Here is a 19,528-nt window from a genome sequence, read left to right on the forward strand (position 1 = left end):
ATGGAGTTTCCTGTCTATTTTTATTTAGGATCGTGGCGTATTCATCCGCATGTATTGTTTGAATCTTTAGGTTACTTTTTGGGATTTCGTCTTTATTTGTGGACACGTCGACCTAGTGAAATGTCCAAACTTATGAGTCTACAAATATTAGCAGGGACGATTCTAGGAGCAGCCTTAGGCGCTAAATTGTTATTCTGGTTTGAAAATCCAGTAGCAACATGGGAGCAATTACGTCAGTTTCACTTATTGTGGGGTGGGAAGACGATTGTTGGTGGATTGTTAGGTGGACTGATCGGTGTAGAATTGACCAAGCGCTGGATCGGTTGGAAAAGCTCTACAGGAGACGATTTTGTCTACCCGCTAATACTCGGTCTGGCATTAGGGCGAATAGGATGCTTTTTGACTGGATTGGATGATCATACGTATGGGATCGCTACAACATGGATAACCGGTGTAGATTTTGGTGATGGGATTATGCGTCATCCGACTCAATTATATGAGATTGCTTTTCTGATTGTACTGGCAGTTGGCTTGATTCCGTTATATCGCCAAAGCCGTCTATTGTCTGTCTTATCACCTGAAGGTCAGACATCTACAGCATACACTTCTTATGTATCAGGTCGAATGTTCCAATGGTTTATGGCAAGTTATCTGCTATTTCGCTTTCTGATTGAATATATCAAGCCTACTTTGCATCCGTACTGGGGGCATAATAATATTCAGTTGGCTTGTCTGGCGGGACTCGTTTATTATAGCTGGCTGATCTGGGGCAAAGGTAAAAAAGCTTCACGCTCTATAAAAGCAATATAATGTACTATTTTATCAGCATATGAGAAACGGAAAGTAATTCTCACCACACTTACAGTCTAACCAAGCTCTACATATTATCAGTACATCAATTATGATCACCTCAAATGATGGTTATACCCAACTAATCAGACTATGCCATTTATATCTGCTACATGCATATAGGTTAGGATCTATACAATAAAAGGAGTGATATACTATGCCTAAAAATCGACCGTATCTATATCATGAATTAACGAATAGTATCTGTACCACGTGTTATCGCAAAGTGGAAGCCAAAATTATTGAAGAAGATGGACGTATCTACATGCTCAAGCGTTGTCTTGTACATGGTCCTGAAAAAGTATTGATCTCTACAGATGTGGAATATTATCATCGCACACGAGAATTTATTAAGCCTTCAGAAATGCCTTTAGTATGGAACACACCGATTAAGTACGGTTGTCCATATGATTGTGGATTATGCCCGGATCATGAGCAACACAGTTGTCTGACGTTATTAGAAATTACCGATCATTGTAATCTGCAATGTCCTATCTGCTTTGCTGAATCTTCCCCTCATCGTACTTCTTATCGCTCACTAGAACAGATTGCATTTATGTTAGACCGAATCGTAGAAAATGAAGGCGAACCGGATATCGTACAGATTAGTGGAGGAGAGCCTACAACCCATCCGCAATTTTTTGAAATTTTAGATATGTGCAAAAGCCGTCCCATTCAGCATATTATGCTTAATACAAATGGGATTCGGATCGCGCAAGATCGTGAGTTTACCAAACGATTAGCTTCGTATATGCCAGGTTTTGAAATCTATTTGCAATTTGATAGCTTTGAAGCAGATGTACTAAAAGAATTGCGAGGTGCTGATCTTAGACGTATACGAGAAGATGCGATCCGCCATCTGAATAAATATAATTTATCGACTACCCTTGTAGTGACACTGAAAAAAGGATTAAATGATACAGAAATCGGCAAAATTATTCAATATGGACTCAAACAAAAAGCGGTGCGTGGTGTTACGATCCAACCGATTCAAGCAGCAGGACGATTGGAAGGATATGATCCAGCGACAGATCGTTTAACCGTAAGTGAAGTCAGACAGATGATTATCGATCAATCGGAAGTGTTTCAAGAAGATGATATTTTACCGGTTCCGTGTCATCCTGATTGTCTGGCAATGGGCTATGCTCTCAAGTTAGGACGTGAAGTATTACCATTAACACGTATGATTGAGCCTTCGATCTTACTAGAAGGAGATAGCAATACCATCGTCTTTGAACAAGATCCGGTAATTCGTGGTAAATTATTTGAGCTTTTATCGACTGGACATTCTCCTATTTCTTCTGCATTATCGCTCAAAAGCTTGTTATGCTGTCTACCTCTTGCCGCCGTACCGAAAGAAATTAACTATGATAATGTATTCCGCGTGATTATTATGCAGTTTTTAGATGCGTATAACTTTGATGTGCGTTCTGTCAAAAAATCTTGTGTGCATATTGTCCATCCAGATGGACGCATTATTCCTTTTGATACGTACAATCTGTTTTATCGTGATGATAAAGAGAAGCTGTTAGAAGAAAGAAAACAAGAAATCGCTACAGCTTGGGATTGATATGATTTTTTATTTGACATGTTATTATTGCTAAAAAGGTCTGTTATCCAATCGATGGGAAAGCCTAGAGTTGCTATGAGTGTATATTTCACTGGTAGTTGGTCTAGGTTTTTTTATTTGCGAATAGTGATAGAAAAAGAAAGAGGGAATATGGAAAAGCAGAGATATCAAAAATAAATAAAAAAGAGTATGCTATAAAAAACGTATTACGGAGTGATTAAAGTGATGGAATACGAAATAGAACTTGAACATTTTCTTACTAAAAGCGGTGAAAAATCTAAACAATATATACATTTGAGATTAGAAAGATTGTCTTATCAAAGTATTCTCCATATTGTAAAAGGACGCATGCTTGAACGAATAAGAACAAATAGAGACAGTATTGAACAGTATACTAATTTTGAAGAAGCTCAAGCTCGTGTGACAGGACTAATTAAACAGCTATTGAAAGAAGGATTCACGCCACAAGATGTGAAAATTCTACAAGATGCAGATATAAAATATGCCAATTTGAGAACAAGAGAAAAAGCTTATGTATATGACAAAGCAAAATGGCACTATAATGATGATTATCCCAAAATATTATTGCCTTTCCAAGCTTATGTACATACTGGAATGTTTGTCACCTGGCTGATAATAAATAATCTACTGTTTTATAAAATTGCAGATGAGTATCAGGAGAGCATACATCTAGTGAAGCAGGGTAAAATGAGTGGAGCACGTTTTTTTGAGAAACATCTTGATGGTTCATTAAGCTCAAACGATTTATCAGAAGAGGGTAATGCATTTGCACGTCAATATCTAAATAAAGATGATAATGTATATTTAACAGATTATATTGATTGCTTGGCTGGTTCGTTGCCTAGTGAATATCATGTGCAGGATTCTTTAGAAAATTACAAAAAAGTAGAACTCATTATCGACGAACGCTATTACAAATTTAAAAATTTCAACATATGAAAAATTCACAAAAGGAAAACCAAAAAATAAGTACCCTACTAATATAATCATAAAAGACTAATACAATCCTAAAGGAGTGAGATCGATGAATATTATCATTTTCGGAGCAACAGGCAAAACAGGTCTTGAATTGGTGAAGCAGTCACTAGAGCAGGGGCATCAAGTAACTGCACTGGTACGCAACCCGGAAAAGCTAACTATTACCAATCCTAATTTGATCATAGAAAAAGGGGATTTATCCCATTATGATGATATTGATCGAATCATCAAAGCCCGTCAATACGACGCTGTTTTCTCAGCATTAGGGGCAAAGACACCTTTTCAAAGAGATCCTATACTTACTGAAGCGACCAAAAATATTATCAAAGCAGCTCAAACCCATCAGATTAATAAATTTATTCATGTTTCATTTATAGGTGTTCGCAAAGAATCATCTCAACTAGGAGCATTATACAAATATATTGTTCCACTAGCGATGAAGAACTTAATCGCAGACCACCGGGAAAAAGAAGCCTTTTTAGCAAGCAGTGGACTGGATTGGATATCGGTTCAACCACCAATTTTGACTTCAGGAGCCAAAACAGGAACGTATATACATGAACCACATATTAATAAGGGAATTTCTAGTAAGAAAAAGCTATCTCGTGCCAACTTGGCTGATTTTATGATTGATCAATTAAATACCTCTGTGTACCATCAACAAGGTGTTTTTGTAACAGAATAAGCAGTAACGACGAAAAGGATCATCATATTGATCCTTTTTTTATACCCAAAATCGATAATAAAGCACAAGAGGAAGCAACGGTAATGAGTTTATATTTTTATAACCCTACTACTATTAAAATTAAAATTTCAACATATGAAAAATTCATAATAATAAAATCAAAATCATGAAAAAAGAAATTATAAAAATATCAAACCGTTTGTCAAACAAAATATAGCACGTATATTTAAAATTCGATTACAAATTATGAACTCATATGCCGATATAAAGAAGGGCTTACATTAGATATAAGCTTTATACAGCACCTACAATACATATAAAAGGGGTTATCACATGATTGAGCAAAAGATATCACTGAGCAAATTAGTAATATCATCCACGTTAGTAGTAGCACTATCTTTAGGAAGTAGTGCATCGCTTTTTTCACCTGTATTAACAGTATCAGCAGCAGACACCAATCATTCTAATCTTCAGATCGTAAGCGTTATCGATAAAGATCATTATTTGTTATCTGATGGTTCAATGTGGTCGATGTCTATGAAAGGCCCTTGGCATTCTGAATATCAATTTCAGGGGATTACCGCAGGGATGAATAATGAATATTATGGTTGGACGACGAGCGGACAAGCAATGAAATGGGACGATATCACTCAAGAAATTGAAGTGATTGCAGGAATGAACAATGTAGCTCAAATCTCAGGGAACGGAATTGTATTACATAAAGATGGTAAAGTGAACATGATTGGATCAGGCAAGCCAGATACTTTACCAAACAGTGTAAAATTACTTGATGCTTTTAATGATTCGTATGCCACACTCAAGCAATCAGGAGATATTTTATATTACAAAGATGATAAAAGTGGTCTGGGACGTAAAATCGGATCTTATCCTGATGCTGTATCGATAAAACAAGATGAAATTGCAATAGCTGTTTTACGTAGTGATGGTAGCGTGACTTTGCTTGATTTGTTGTCTGGTGATGCTCCTCAAGTTATTGCGAATGATGCAGTATCTATAGAATGGCAAGGATCTACACGTTCATTGTTGGTAGTGAAAAAAGATGGATCTGTATGGTCATATAGTCGTTCTAATGGATTTGCACCGCAACAGGTAAGTGAACTTACAAATATTGCACAAGTCGTCTATTCGCCTAAAGGAATTTATGCGCAAACTAAAAATGGAGATTGGGTAGAAGATACCAACAAAACAGTAACTCCACTTCAAGCACCATATATTAGCGATTTGAAGTTGGTGTTATCCAAAACCAATGCTTCGGTAGGCGATAAAATAAATGCGCAGATTCAAGAAGTCTATTCTAATGGTTCTATCAATATTCGTCCGGCGAGTGCAAATGAATTAAGTGTAGCTCCGTCTCCAATTGCGGAAGTGCTAAGTGATGGTACGATCAAGGTGAAAGCTATTGGCAATGCTACGATTACTTTAACAACAGACACATTAACAGCTCAATCTCCATTGAATGGAACAACAGAAGAAGCTTTAACAGGTGCAGTCATGATTAATGGTTCAGTCTATCTCCCTTTACAGACTGTATTCAAAGCGATAGGTGGTACGATTCTAGTCAATGGCAATCAATTTAAAGTCAATTGGGGAACCAATACTATTGTATTAAATAAAAATAGTGCAGTAGCTCAAATCAATAATCAAGCAGTCCAGATGAAAGGTAAAGTTCAAACTTCTGGAAGTCAGACTGTATTCCCGGCTACCTTGTTGGCAAGTATTTCCAAAGATTCTAAAGTCAATTGGGATACTAAATATCAACAAGCTCTTTTACAAGTGAACGGCTCAACTATTACTATTCAATCTGACAAAACATTAAAGTTAATCAAGCAAGAAGAGATTGGTAATTTAACAAGACTACTTGGTAAATCGTATTGGGTAAATTATTATCTTAAAGCCGGTGAACGATTTAGCAAAGTTACAATCAAAGATATTAATGCAGAGAAAGATGCTTATAACAAAACACGCTTCGTCATCCAATTTGTCGATCGTAAAGGTAAAAAGTACTTATCTGAACGATTAACAGGTGAAGAAATTACTAGCTTATTATCTGATACAGAGCAATTTTTCAATTACGATATTCGCAGTAAATATAACTGGTCACAAGCAACATGGAATCGAATTATTAATGCAGAAGTGGTAGAGGGAATGACGAGCAGACAAGTATTATTATCATGGGGCAATCCTGACAAAAAGACTGTCACCAAAGATAATGGACATACGATAGAAATATGGTCTTATATCGGTGAAAATTATCTGAATATGCTTGGTATCGGTGATGGTGTTGTGTATGAAATATTTAGTATTTAGGTGAAAAAGGATATCGTTTCTATAAAAAAAGAAGCCAATACAGGGGATTTATTGCTGTGTTGGCTTCTTTTTTGCTATGTATTATGTGCTGAAGCTTCATACAAATCATTAATCAGTTGTATAGAATAAGGAGACGTAATCTGATAGGTTAGTCCATTATACTTATCATTGCGCTCAAAATCGTAAATACTGATATAATTGTTACTATACAAAATAAGACCGTACCGCGCGCGACTATGTTGGGTATTTCCTACTTTAATACGAATATAATAAGAATAGGCACCCTGTAGATGGGGAAACTTTACTTTGACTAATTGCGTTGTAGATAAGTTATCCATAAGCTGATGAATCTGACTAGGGTCTTTGATTTTTATCTGCTTCTCACTTGATGATTTTGTAAGAGAGAGGGATACAACAGGTTCGCTAGCTATAATCCGTTCAGTTACTAATTCTGCAAATGTATGATTACGATTAGCTAAATATACAATCAAAGGGATAACAACAAGCGCTGTTAATATTGATAAAAACAAATACTTTTCCCATTTCTTCATGTGTTGCTCCTTTCTTGTATAATAGTAATACCAGTTTTCTAGTCTACTATAAAATGTATTATTTTGTAAACGAAAGGAGATCGTTCTATATAAATAGATTACAAATCAAAATACAAGAAAGTCCATATATTAACCCGCCTCCTCCATGTATTTTAATTGATGGATTAGAACTAGATATATGGTTAGATCGACTTTATCCTGACCAAAATTATCTTGGACTTATTCCTTTTATCTATGATTGGATCAGTACAGAAGCTGAACAACAATTAGTCCTTCAACGATATCTAAAAAAGCAAGAAATAGTGATATTGCCAATATTGATGTGTCCAGATGACTGTGATCTCTGGTGTACGGTTGTTGTAGCAGAAGTAATCATACAAGAAAATGAAATTTGGTGGAATCGTATAGGTATAGACACAAGTGATATTTTATCCAGTTATCATAATCTTGGTCATTCAGTAGAATGGTTAGAACATATACCTCTACTTAAATTTGAAAAGCACAGTTATTATAATGAATTAGATCGTATTTATTTGGCTACCTCAACTTAAATGCAGAGATTGAATATTAATTCATACTTGATCAGAAATCGGAGAACTCAAATGTCATTAGAATATCTGCGCCTATTACAATGCAATCAAGCAAAGATACAACCTCTATTAAATAAATTATTAGAAAAATATCAAGTGGAACCTGTTGGTACAGGGTATATAGACTGTATTACACCATTGTCCTCTGTGAGTGACTTTATAGAAGAACTGACTACACATACCATAGTTGTGTATGGTGTAACATGGTGGTATTATTGCGACACAGTCGATACCCTTCAAGAAAGCAAATGTTCTTATGGTATGGGTGGCCCTCAAAGTAAGTATAGAAATGGATGGTTTAGCGAAACGATGTTACCCTTTCATGAAATTAGAACGACAGAACTGGATAAGCTCTCTTCAACAAATCTGTCTGAATATAGTCAACATTTGAATACAGAAATAAAAAATTATATTTTGTATAAACTCAGACAAACTGCAAATGATGAACCCTGCCTTGTACCTGCTTTGTGGTTATATGTACCGGAAGATTGGCAAAGATAAATCACCTTACAGATAGGAGAATATGATGGAGACTCAAGCACAAAAATTATGGGATCAGATTATTGCGAAAGGATCGGCTAGTGATCCTCAATTTGAAACTAAACTGCATGTACAGTCTGGTGCTACAGATCAGGATTTTGCTCATGTAGAAGATGCTCTTGGTGTACAGATTCCTGAACAACTCAAAGCTTTTTATCGTATACATAATGGTCAGGAAGAACAGACAGAGACAACATGCTTTTTGCGAAATCTAACTTTATTACCTATTCATGAAATCATCGAACAGTGGACTTTTTTACAAGAAGAGTTTGATCCTGACGATTGGGAAGTAGATGCACAGCAAGGAATCAAACCTTTCGCGTGGAGTTCCAAATGGATTCCGATTGCTGCTAATGGTGGAGGTGATTATCTGTGTATAGATACGGATCCGACGGAAGAAGGCACTGTAGGACAAGTCTTATATTTCTGGCATGATTGGGAATATCGTTCTGTAGAAGCGTTTAGTCTTTTTGAATTTATAGAGATCGCTTTACAAGAGGAAGACACCGAGTAGACAAGCAGTTCGTAATACTTTTGCCCTGTTACTCTATCGTTAGATCTGTCAGTATAAAGATAGAATTTTTGAGAAAGTAGAGGGACAATACGATGGTAAATCATATGACGTCGATTGGATTTAACGTTTCAAATGAGCAAGACTTTGATGAAGTGATGCAACTCGCTTGTACAGAAGATAATCGGATTAAAGTACAAGATGGTTATTATTTTGCATTAAAAGATGTAAGTGGTAGTCAACTGTGGGCACAGGTAAATAAGAATAATGAATGTATCGGGATGAATCCCCATTTTAGCGGAAAATCAAATATGTATACTCTACTAAATGAATCTGTAGATCGTCCAGACAGTATTTTGGATGGAGCGCTACATGCGTGGGCAGAGCCAGAAGGAACAGTAGAACAGGCAGGTTTATTCCCTTTTGTATTTGATCTACCCAATAGTAATATGTATCCTCATATCGTTCTACCGCAACTGCTACATATACAATTGGCTGCTTTTACACATGAGCTGGACGTTTACAAAAATGAAGAGGAGTATTTTGCACAGCAAGAAGGAGAAATGAAGTTCGCTGCTCAATCATTTATTCCAACAGGTCTTTTTGGAGAAAGTGGAGCTTCACAAGCTACAGCGATGTTCACAGGCAACGTATTAGAGACGAAACGATTGCAAAATGCAACGACAGGTGAATTTTTTAACTGGTCATTGGTCGAAACGTTAGGTGGAACGATTGATATGGTAACAGATGAACAGCTTATCCTACAGCCGATAGAAGTGGGAAGTGTTGTAAAAGGTTCTTTCTGGTTAAGTGGTACTTTGAAAGGTACTCCTATCCTTGCCAAAAAATCATTAATTCAGCGATTATTCAAGTGATCAAAAGCCATGCAGAGGTAGTCATCTGTATGGCTTTTTTTTGAAATGTAAGGTTTCGGGTAATAATAGATGAGAAGTTACACTGAACCGTAAAAAGTTGAGGAGGATCATAATATGAAAAAAGTCATGAACAAAGCAGAAGATATGGTACTGGAAATGGCAAAAGGAATGGTGCTTGCACATCCTGAGCTTGAACTTATTTCTAAATATAAAGTCATTAAAAAGAAAGAATTGAATCCACAAAAGGTATCTTTGATCAGTGGTGGGGGTAGCGGTCATGAACCGGCTCATGCAGGATACATAGGAAAAGGTATGCTAGATGCGGCCGTATGTGGAGATATTTTTGCATCACCTTCTCAAATACAGGTCTATCAAGCTATCAAAGCAACTGCCAGTGAAAAAGGCACATTGATGATTATCAAAAATTATAGTGGCGATATGATGAATTTCAAAAATGCGGCGTATCTCTGTGAAGAAGATGGAATTCAAGTTGATTATGTACGTGTGGAAGATGATATTGCTGTTGAAGATAGTCTGTATACGGTAGGGCGACGCGGAGTAGCAGGTACTGTCTTGGTACACAAAATTGCAGGTGCCGCGGCAGAAGAAGGACGTGATCTAGCAGGTGTCAAAGCTGCTGCACAAAAAGCGGCTGATAATGTACGTAGTCTCGGATTTGCTTTAACTTCTTGTACAGTTCCAGCCAAAGGAAGCCCTACATTTGAATTAGGTGACAATGAGATTGAATACGGAGTAGGGATTCATGGCGAACCTGGTATTAAGCGTGAGGAGATGGCATCAGCAGATACCCTTGCCAAACGTATGGTCGATGATCTTTTGCGAGATATGAAAATAGAAGATGGACATACCGACGAGATTGCATTATTGATCAATGGATTTGGAGGAACTCCATTACAAGAGTTATATTTATTTAACCATGCGGTTACACGTGAACTGTCTAATCGTCGTATACAGCTCAATCGTGAGTTTGTTGGTAATTATATGACCAGTATCGATATGGATGGTATTTCAGTAACAATTATGAAATTAGACGAAGAACTCAAAACATTATTGTCTCAAGAAAGTGATACACCTGCTTTTAAAGTCTCTGGAGCAGTAGCACCTGTGCATTATGAAGCAGCAGCAATAGAAGAAGTTCCAGATACGCCTGTATCTTTTAAAGTAGAAACAGATTCTAAGTATGCACAGATTCAAGGCGATACCTTAACACTGCATAATTTGATTTATATAATTGATAAAATGAGCGAAATTATTATCGATAATGAAGTTCCTTTCTGTGATCTTGATTCTCATGCAGGTGATGGTGACTTCGGAATGAGTATTGCCAAAGGGTTCCGCGAACTAAAACATGAATGGAGTAGGATTCTGGCAGAACCAGATCTTACGATTGGTAGCTTTCTAGATCATTCGTCTCTAGTGATTATGGAATCTTGTGGTGGAGCATCCGGCCCGATCTGGGGTTCAGCTTTTCGGGCGGCAGGAAAAAGTGTAGGAGATAAAACAGAGATCACTGTAGCAGAATTTGCAGATATGATGCAAGCCGCAGTCAAAGGGATTCAAGCAACAGGCGAGCGATCATTCGGACGTGGCGCTGTGGTTGGAGACAAGACGTTAATTGATGCGCTTGTTCCTTGCGCAGATGCTTGGACAGAAAGTGCTCAATCAGGAAATGATTTGTTAACTGCTTTTACTAAAGGAGCAGAAGCCGCAGTACAAGGTGCAGAAACTACAAAAAATATTGTGGCTCGAATGGGACGCGCAGGTGCCGTAGGTGAACGAAGTATCGGTTATCCTGATGCCGGTGCACATGCACTGGGTGTTATTTTCACAGAAATCTCTCAAAGTCTACATTCATAAGGTGGTATACCAATAAAATGTTGCTTTGAAGATAAGTGATTGATGAATTTAACATATGTGATCAAGCTTCAACAGATACAATATTTATCAGTAAAATAACAAAATAATATATAAAAGAAATAGTCTGCGATAAATGCAGGCTATTTCTTTTTGACTTCTACATCACCACGACTCGAATAAGAGCGCAATAAATTGAAAGTTTTATATCCTGTCTTACTTTATAGTAAAGACATCGCTGAGCATCCATATTATTTTTTGAATTATCCATTTTAAAATCAAACAAAGGAAGTGACTTATGCATAAAGTCGTACACCCCAAAGTATTTTACTTTGGCACACCTGTTGTATTAATCAGTACTATTAATCCAGATGGCTCTAACAATCTAGCTCCTATGTCTTCTGCCTGGTGGGTCAATCAATCGTGTATGTTAGGCATGAGCTATCAATCACAGACGGTTGAAAATCTAATCAGAGAAAAAAGCTGTGTATTAAACCTTCCTTCTGCGGAGTTAGTACATCATGTTGATCGATTGGCTCTGTATACAGGAAAAAAAGATGTACCTGTATATAAAGCGAATATAGGTTATACGTATGAACCTGATAAATTTCAATTGGCAGGTCTAACTGCTATTCCCGCAGATCTTGTCAGAGCACCGCTGGTACAAGAATGTCCTATTCAATTGGAAGCTACTGTAGAACAGATTACTCCTTTTAGTGAAACAGGTACGATTGCAGCTATTGAGTTACGTATGATACGAGTACATGTCGAAGAACATATTTTACTGCATCCTGATCAAGATTATATTGATCCTGAAAAATGGCATCCATTGATTATGAATTACTGTGAGTTTTTTGGATTAGGTGCAAAGTTACAACCTTCACGTCTAGCTGAACCTTTTATGGCTCAGTATCACGAGAAAAATTAAATCAATGATATAGAACGAGCTACTAACAGAACAGAAGTAAATATGCTCTGTAGATATATAATTATATAGATATAACGATAGGCAAATATGTATAACCACAAGCGATCTCACTACATAAAGAAAAGTAGAAGATCGCTTTATGATTATAAAGCTAGAGAATTTCTAACGTTAGAGTGCTAGATGACTATAGAGCTAACAGTTAAATTCTGTGAGCATATTTTACTTAAAAACCACGAATATTTTAATCCATTAAAGATTTAATCTAGTAAAGAATTTCCTTAGAAGAAGTTGGTAAATAAAGTTTATCTTTATTTGGTCAAAATTTTCACTTCTTTTGGAGCTAGTGTGATCGTAATTGATCCGCTATTAACAGTTACCGAATCTGTGCCCATCTGGTTACGTAACACTGTACCATTTGAGAAATTATCTAAGTTCGGAATCGTGCGAGTCTGGCTATCCCACGAGTTGTTAATTAATACTACTGCTTCATCACCACTATTTGAACGTTGGAATCCATAGAAATTGTTATCGACCCATTTCTCTTTTTGAGTTCCATTTTGTAATGCCGGGTGACTGTTACGAATAGCGTTCAATTTGGCGATATATTTGTACAGTTCATTGTTCGTATTGAAAGTCATATCTTCACGATTGGCAGGATCATCGCCGCCACTGAATCCTTGCTCTGTTCCTTGATACACAATCGGAATACCACGAGAAGTCAGCATAAAGCCAAGTGCTGCTTTCAATTGTGGCCATTTGTCTGATGCATTTCCAGGCTTGCCAGAAGCATCATTCAAGAAACGTTTTACATCATGATTGTCTAAAAAAGTTCCGTTGAAGTTCGCATTTTTGTAACGGTAATCTTGACTATAGCGATCTTTGATCTGGTTCATCGAACCGTCATGTCCAAACACATTTTGAATCGTATAGTACATTGGGAAATCAAGCACTGCATCTGAATAATTAGAATAATCTGCAACATAAGCAGGATCACCGTTAAATACTTCACCGATAGTAAATGTATTCACAGCAGTATCGAAATCTTTCAAAAACCATTTAGGGACATGCTTCGCTGTATCTACACGTAGACCATCTACACCAGATTGAGCGATAATCCATTTTCCCCAGTTTTTTAACTCTGTAGCAACTGCTGTATTTTCTTGTTTTAGATCATCTAGACTAGCAACGTCGCCATTTTCAATACGCGACTGATTGTTGGTGTTGTAATCATTTTGCGTAATATCACCAACATTATGATACCAATCTGGATTATCAAAAGGAGCCTTGGCGGTTCCATTGTTCGGACGGAAGTCACCGGTATGGTTGACAACAACATCTAGCATCACTGCGATGTTTTTGCTATGTGCTGTTTTCACCAATTCTTGAAATTTAGCCATCGTTCCCAAATGACCGTCTACAGAATAAAAGTCATACGTATGATAACCATGATACGCATTTACACTTTTTTGCATCGTTACAGGCGTAATCCAGATTGCTGTAAATCCAAGGTTTTTGATATAATCAAGGTTGTTGATAATCCCTTGAAAATCTCCACCATGCCATTGCGAAGGATTGCTTTTGTTAGAAGCGAAGCCACCATAATTATTGTTGGTAGTATCTCCATCACTGAATCGATCGGTCATAATAAAGTAGATACTGCGCTTACTCCAATCCACTGGGCCGAAATTATCTGGAGACGGTGTAGGAGTGGTAGGTGTTGTTCCACCTGGTGCACCTGTCGTAATCGTACCTACCGTATTGGTAGAATTAGGCGTAAACGTTGATGTACCTGGATTAAATAAGTAATTTTTGGAATTGTTATTATCCCAAGTTCCATTACCGTTGTTGAATACGGCTTCTAATTGAGCAGCAGAACCGATATTCACTGTAATTTTGGTATAACCACTGACTTCAGAATCAGCCATTTTAGTACCTGGAGCAGTAGTCCAATTGCCATCTGCTTGACGGTAATGAATATAAGGAGTAGTAAACCCTTTTTTGTAATACACTGTGACTGAATTGTCTGCTGCATGAGTAGTTGTATACGAACCACTGAACAACAAAGGAAATAAAAGTAATACCCCGAATAAAATCAAAATAACCTTTTTGAAATGCGGTTTACCCGATACCAATATAACCATTCCTCCTGTACATATAATTTGTGCAAACGTTTACGCAACTTATTATATGATAGCGCTTACAAAAAAGAAATAGGAATTTATATAAAATTATAGAAGAATATGTATTTTTAAATAATAGCATAAAATAATCTAGTAAACTGCTGTAGATCTACATTTCTTTATCTGATAAAAAGTGCAAAAAAAGATTATAACTTGACTTATAAAATATATAAAGTATATTATAGATAAATAAAGTCTCTGATTGGAAAATAAAAGACAATATAGGCTAAAGATAAGATTTTACATGTATTTCTATTTATTTTTTTATATGAATTAGAGACAATATAAGTCTTTAAAGTCTTTTATTATAAATAATTGTTTTATTAGAAATGAGGGAGAATAAATGAAGATTTTTAGAGGGAAGTGGCGAACCATTTATACATACATCGGGTTCAGGTGTAGTCAGTGATCATGGTTTGGTAGAGCATTAAAGTCCTTATATGTATGATAAAGAAACGATATATACTCCCTCAGCTCCACAACAAGATCGAGTACTTCTTCATCAACATGTTCGGCAAGCAGGGATTATACGTAGAGTTTGTACTATCGTTATTGCGCCTTCACTGATCTATGGTGATGCTTTTGATCTTCCTTGTACAAGTTGGAGAAAATACTTTTATAGAATTAGCTACAGCGATGAGTACAAGCATAGGGAATCCGAATCATATCCAAAGCTGGAAGCTAGAAGATGCAACACAAGAATTAGGATTAATGGTACGTTTCTTTTTCGCTTAATAGTCGGGTTAGAGCTATACATGCTCGTCATCTACTAGGTTGGAACCCACAAGGCATATCGATGCCAGCTTGGATTGCTCAATTTGTCCAATAATATAGAATCTATACGCACTTATTCAAATAAAATCTCTACGCTTAAAATGCTAGCTATATAAGCGAACATATAACAATACAGAAATTAATCTTAAAACCAATCATAAAGGAGCTTATTAATATGGAACAATTAGTAGATGTAATTATTATTGGTGGTGGACCGGCGGGATTGAATGCAGCCCTTATTTTGGGAAGATCACGAAAAAATGTACTGGTGATTGATGAAGAACTTCCCCGTAATCGAGTGACTAAAGAGTCGCATGGATTCTTGACTAGAGATGGAGTTACACCTGCACAATTTCGCCAGATTGCTAGAGAACAGATTAGTGTCTATCCTTCAGTACAGTTTGTAAAGGATACTGTAATTAGTGCTTCCGGTAGTGATGGAAATTTTGAAATTGTAACCGCACAAGGACAGACGTATACGGGCAAAAAAATACTATTTGCTGTTGGAATGAAAGATCGCCCTCTTACTATATCCGGTCTACAAGAAGTGTATGGAAAAAGCGCTTTTGTCTGTCCATACTGTGATGGTTGGGAACTACGAGATCAGACGTTAGCATTGATCGTTAACTCTACAACAGCACTTCATTTAGCTAAAACGATCTCCGGTTGGAGTGATCAGTTTACTATTTTTATGCAAGGAGCAGAGGAATTAACGATAGAAGAACAAGCAGAATTGGCACAACATCAGATTCCGATCATCTATTCACCGATTCAGCATATTCATTCTGTAGAAGGAATGGTACAAAAGATTGAATGTGAAGATGGAACTTTGATTGCATGTACAGGTATTTTTTTCACTCCTGAATTGATCGCTGGATCAGATGTTCCACGAATGTTGGGATGCGAATCTGCTGACACAGGAATGATGATCGTCGATGAATTTGGCAAAACGATTATACCTGGTGTATACAGCGCAGGCGATTCGGCTTCACGCAAATATCAGGTAGTAGCGGCTGCATCATTAGGCTCGATGGCTGGAGTTAGCATTAATAGTGAACTATTAGAAGAAGCATGGCAAAGTAAAGCTAACCTATCCTTGAAATAACTTGAATAAAAGTAACTCAGGAATAACAAAAAAGGAGAGCATATCCTTATGCTTCTCCTTTTTTTGTTGTGGTTGCTTCATATTATATTCTTCTATAGAAGTAAGTATACTTATCACATCGTCTATGGCATTACATTTTTAAATGCTTCTCAATCATTCTCATAAATTCTAAAGCCGCTACACCAAGATACTTATCGGTACGATGCATAATACCAATCTGACGGGTAGGCGGGAAGTCTGCTATTTTAATTAACCGTAATGTGGGATCATTAAGAGATGATGATAATGAATACGGCTGGATACATGCGGCTACATTCGATTTGACAAAGCCATACAATGAAGAAGCTGTAGAAGTCTCGATAATAATATTCAAATTCAATCCATGTTCTTTGCAATGACGTTCGATCAATTCTCTACCTTTGAACCCTTTGGGATAAAGCACTAACGGAATAGAAGGTAAAGTTGCAAGTGAAATCGACTCTTGATCTGCCAGCTCATGATTTTCTGAGACGACCAGAACAAATTCTTCTGTATACAGTGGAGTCGTCACTAATCGAGGGTCTGTAAATTCAATTAATGTAATCCCAATATCCACTACATTATTAATCACCATCTCAGCTACTTCAATCGCGGAAGAGATTTTAAGATGAATATTCGGAAATTGATGATGAAAATCGATTAAAATCGGTGTGATCCGATAATCCAACTCTGCTGCCATTACCCCTACGACCAGATTGCCACCTGTATATTCGCGTAATCCATTAATCTCATCAAAAGCATCTTGTAACTTTAACAAAATACTTCGTGCTTGACGCAATAAAATAAATCCTGCTTCAGTAAGTGTAATCTTTTTGCCGATCCGATCAAAAAGGAGTGTACCTACTTCTTCTTCCATCGTGCGAATTTGTATACTGAGTGTAGGTTGAGTAATTCCCAATCGTTCTGCGGCTTTGGTAAAATGTAATTCCTCACAAACGGCTACAAAATATTCAAGTTGTCTAATTTCCATAAGTATTCCTTTCATAAATCTTATGATTGATAGTAGATTGTTGAATTTATTTTTCTTTTTATCATTGTTTTTAACTATGATAAATCATTCTACCATTATTATTGGTTATGTACATAACATATCAAATTTATCATAACAGACAACAATGAAAACGTATTTATAGATATAAAATATTTATGAAAATGATCATAAAATATGTAATAAATAGATTTATCATAGTTTTTACCAATGATTAAATTAATTATCATAGAAATTGACCTTTACAATATGTCAATATGATACTATTATTAATAAGGTAATCACTATTTAGACACAGAAAAAACACATATATGACAATTTTAAGAGAGAAGGAATTACACATGAACGCATTTTACCTTGATAATGATGGCTCTATTAAAACAATTCTTAAAGGAAAAGAAATTTTAGCAAATCCTATTTTGAATAAAGGAGTCGCTTTTACAGCAGAAGAAAGAAAAGATTTGGAACTGAACGGAATTTTGCCTCCTATGATCTTAACAATTGAAGAACAAGTGAATCGTGTATACGACCAGATCAGCAGTGAACCGAATAACCTTCGCAAAAATACAATGTTAAACGATTTATATAACCGCAATGTTGTGCTTTATTACCGTCTACTGAGCGAGCATTTAAGTGAATTACTTCCTATTGTATATACACCTACCGTAGGACAAGCAATTCAAGAATACAGTCAGCAATACCACAAACCAGGCGGTGTATATCTTTCGATCGATAACATGGACGGTATTGAAGAAGCTTTCCGTAATACAGGTGTACAACCTGGAGATATTGACCTGATCGTTGCTACCGATTCTGAAAGTATTCTAGGGATTGGTGACTGGGGTGTAGGTGGTATTAATATCGCTATCGGTAAATTAGCTGTATATACTGCTGCTGTAGGTATTGATCCTAGTCGTGTACTTGCTGTTGTATTGGATGCAGGAACGAACAATCAGAAATTATTGAATGATCCATTATATATCGGTAACCGTCATGAAAGAGTACGTGGAGACAAATACGATGAGTTCGTCGATCGTTATGTACAAACAGCGATGAAATTGTTCCCAAATGTATTATTACACTGGGAAGATCTTGGAAATGTAAATGCACGTAATATCATTGAAAAATACGGTGATCAAATTTTGACATTCAATGATGATATTCAAGGTACAGGTGCAGTGACTTTAGCAGCAGTAATGTCCGGTCTACAAGTAAGTGGTACATCACTGAAAGATCAACGTGTATTGGTATTTGGACCGGGGGCAGCCGGTATCGGTAATGCCGATCAAATTCGTGATGCGATGATGAAAGAAGGCATGTCACAAGAAGAAGCAGAAGATCGCTTCTGGGCATACGATTATCGCGGTCTATTAACAGAAGAAACAGAAAATGTGTTTGCTTTCCAAAAACCATATCTTCGTCAAATGTCTGAAATTGCAGATTGGGCAACCGATGAAAATGGCAAAGTCAGCTTGCTTGAAGTCGTTAAACAAGTAAAACCTACGATTATAATCGGTACTTCTGGTGTAACAGGTGCATTTACAGAAGAAATTATTAAAGAAATGGCTAAACATGTAGAACGTCCAATGATTATGCCAATGTCTAATCCAACATCACTTGCTGAAGCTGTACCGGCTGACTTGATCAAATGGACAGATGGCAAAGCACTTATTGCTACAGGTAGTCCGTTTGAAGCGATTGAATATAAAGGAACAACATTTGAATTTGGTCAATCCAATAACGCTTTTGTTTTCCCTGGACTTGGTCTTGGCGCGATTGTTGCCAAAGCTAATGTATTTACAAAAGGAATGTTTACAGCGGCAGCAGATGCTGTGGCTCATGCTGTAGACTCTTCGGATCTAGGTGCTCTGCTATTGCCTAGAGTCAAAAATCTACAATCTGTATCGTTCGATGTTGCTGTGGCTGTAGCCAAAGCTGCTATTCAAGACGGTGTTGCTCAAAATACTCCAACCGATATCGAACAAGCTGTCAAAGACGCAATGTGGCATCCCGTATATAGAACTGTTAAATCTACAGAGATGACGCCAGCAAACTAAATATTGCTTTGTTACTAATAGCATCACTCTCAGATTGTCTATCTATAAGAAGATAGGCAGTCTGCCCTGTAAAGGGTAGATTTG

The 19,528-nt window shown here is 36.7% G+C and carries 15 protein-coding genes and 1 pseudogene; 13 read left to right on the plus strand and 3 right to left on the minus strand.

Annotated features, from left to right (window positions below; translation table 11 throughout):
* From ACFSGI_RS09795 to ACFSGI_RS09815, 5 genes are all read left to right on the plus strand, one after another.
* Entirely contained in the window at positions 1-810 is an 810-nt protein-coding gene (locus ACFSGI_RS09795; RefSeq protein ID WP_204823945.1) for a prolipoprotein diacylglyceryl transferase, read from the plus strand.
* Between the two features lie 196 nt (positions 811-1,006).
* Positions 1,007-2,419: a radical SAM protein gene (locus ACFSGI_RS09800; protein WP_204823946.1), complete on the plus strand. Its 1,413-nt coding sequence runs from the start codon at positions 1,007-1,009 to the stop codon at positions 2,417-2,419.
* Positions 2,420-2,644: 225 nt separating this feature from the next.
* Complete coding sequence (locus ACFSGI_RS09805; protein WP_204823947.1) at positions 2,645-3,379, plus strand: DUF7832 domain-containing protein; 735 nt, start codon at positions 2,645-2,647, stop codon at positions 3,377-3,379.
* An 85-nt stretch (positions 3,380-3,464) separates the two neighbouring features.
* A complete protein-coding gene (locus ACFSGI_RS09810) occupies positions 3,465-4,103 on the plus strand; it encodes an NAD(P)-dependent oxidoreductase (protein ID WP_204823948.1) in 639 nt (212 codons plus the stop codon).
* Between the two features lie 333 nt (positions 4,104-4,436).
* Positions 4,437-6,431 (plus strand): stalk domain-containing protein, encoded by a 1,995-nt coding sequence (locus tag ACFSGI_RS09815; protein ID WP_204823949.1) that lies wholly within the window; start codon positions 4,437-4,439, stop codon positions 6,429-6,431.
* A gap of 74 nt (positions 6,432-6,505) precedes the next feature.
* On the opposite strand, the gene ACFSGI_RS09820 is transcribed toward ACFSGI_RS09815, so the two are convergent.
* Positions 6,506-6,982: a hypothetical protein gene (locus ACFSGI_RS09820; protein WP_204823950.1), complete on the minus strand. Its 477-nt coding sequence runs from the start codon at positions 6,980-6,982 to the stop codon at positions 6,506-6,508.
* 53 nt (positions 6,983-7,035) lie between these two features.
* Here ACFSGI_RS09820 and ACFSGI_RS09825 point away from each other — a divergent pair, with 53 nt between their 5' ends.
* From ACFSGI_RS09825 to ACFSGI_RS09850, 6 genes are all read left to right on the plus strand, one after another.
* The gene (locus ACFSGI_RS09825) at positions 7,036-7,533 is read left to right on the plus strand and encodes a hypothetical protein (protein WP_379283086.1); all 498 of its coding nucleotides are present in this window, start codon (positions 7,036-7,038) and stop codon (positions 7,531-7,533) included.
* A 51-nt stretch (positions 7,534-7,584) separates the two neighbouring features.
* On the plus strand, positions 7,585-8,073 hold the full coding sequence (locus tag ACFSGI_RS09830) for a hypothetical protein (protein WP_204823952.1): 489 nt from the start codon (positions 7,585-7,587) through the stop codon (positions 8,071-8,073).
* Positions 8,074-8,098: 25 nt separating this feature from the next.
* A complete protein-coding gene (locus ACFSGI_RS09835; protein WP_204823953.1) occupies positions 8,099-8,626 on the plus strand; it encodes an SMI1/KNR4 family protein in 528 nt (175 codons plus the stop codon).
* Between the two features lie 92 nt (positions 8,627-8,718).
* Positions 8,719-9,498, plus strand: coding sequence for a hypothetical protein (locus ACFSGI_RS09840; RefSeq protein ID WP_204823954.1), 780 nt, complete (start codon positions 8,719-8,721; stop codon positions 9,496-9,498).
* Between the two features lie 114 nt (positions 9,499-9,612).
* On the plus strand, positions 9,613-11,376 hold the full coding sequence (gene dhaK, locus ACFSGI_RS09845; protein ID WP_204823955.1) for a dihydroxyacetone kinase subunit DhaK: 1,764 nt from the start codon (positions 9,613-9,615) through the stop codon (positions 11,374-11,376).
* A gap of 295 nt (positions 11,377-11,671) precedes the next feature.
* Positions 11,672-12,301, plus strand: coding sequence for a flavin reductase family protein (locus ACFSGI_RS09850; RefSeq protein ID WP_204823956.1), 630 nt, complete (start codon positions 11,672-11,674; stop codon positions 12,299-12,301).
* 308 nt (positions 12,302-12,609) lie between these two features.
* Here the strand turns inward: ACFSGI_RS09850 and ACFSGI_RS09855 are convergent.
* A pseudogene (locus ACFSGI_RS09855) lies at positions 12,610-14,322 on the minus strand (alpha-amylase family glycosyl hydrolase); the annotation flags it as partial.
* Positions 14,323-15,430: 1,108 nt separating this feature from the next.
* Here ACFSGI_RS09855 and ACFSGI_RS09860 point away from each other — a divergent pair.
* The gene (locus ACFSGI_RS09860; RefSeq protein ID WP_204823959.1) at positions 15,431-16,360 is read left to right on the plus strand and encodes an NAD(P)/FAD-dependent oxidoreductase; all 930 of its coding nucleotides are present in this window, start codon (positions 15,431-15,433) and stop codon (positions 16,358-16,360) included.
* A 130-nt stretch (positions 16,361-16,490) separates the two neighbouring features.
* On the opposite strand, the gene ACFSGI_RS09865 is transcribed toward ACFSGI_RS09860, so the two are convergent.
* Complete coding sequence (locus ACFSGI_RS09865) at positions 16,491-17,369, minus strand: LysR family transcriptional regulator (RefSeq protein ID WP_204823960.1); 879 nt, start codon at positions 17,367-17,369, stop codon at positions 16,491-16,493.
* Positions 17,370-17,728: 359 nt separating this feature from the next.
* On the opposite strand from ACFSGI_RS09865, the gene ACFSGI_RS09870 reads away from it, so the two are divergent.
* Positions 17,729-19,444: an NAD-dependent malic enzyme gene (locus ACFSGI_RS09870; protein WP_204823961.1), complete on the plus strand. Its 1,716-nt coding sequence runs from the start codon at positions 17,729-17,731 to the stop codon at positions 19,442-19,444.
* Positions 19,445-19,528: the final 84 nt, after the last annotated feature.

The organism is Paenibacillus nicotianae (assembly GCF_042681745.1).
Classification (GTDB): Bacteria; Bacillota; Bacilli; order Paenibacillales; family Paenibacillaceae; genus Saccharibacillus; species Saccharibacillus nicotianae.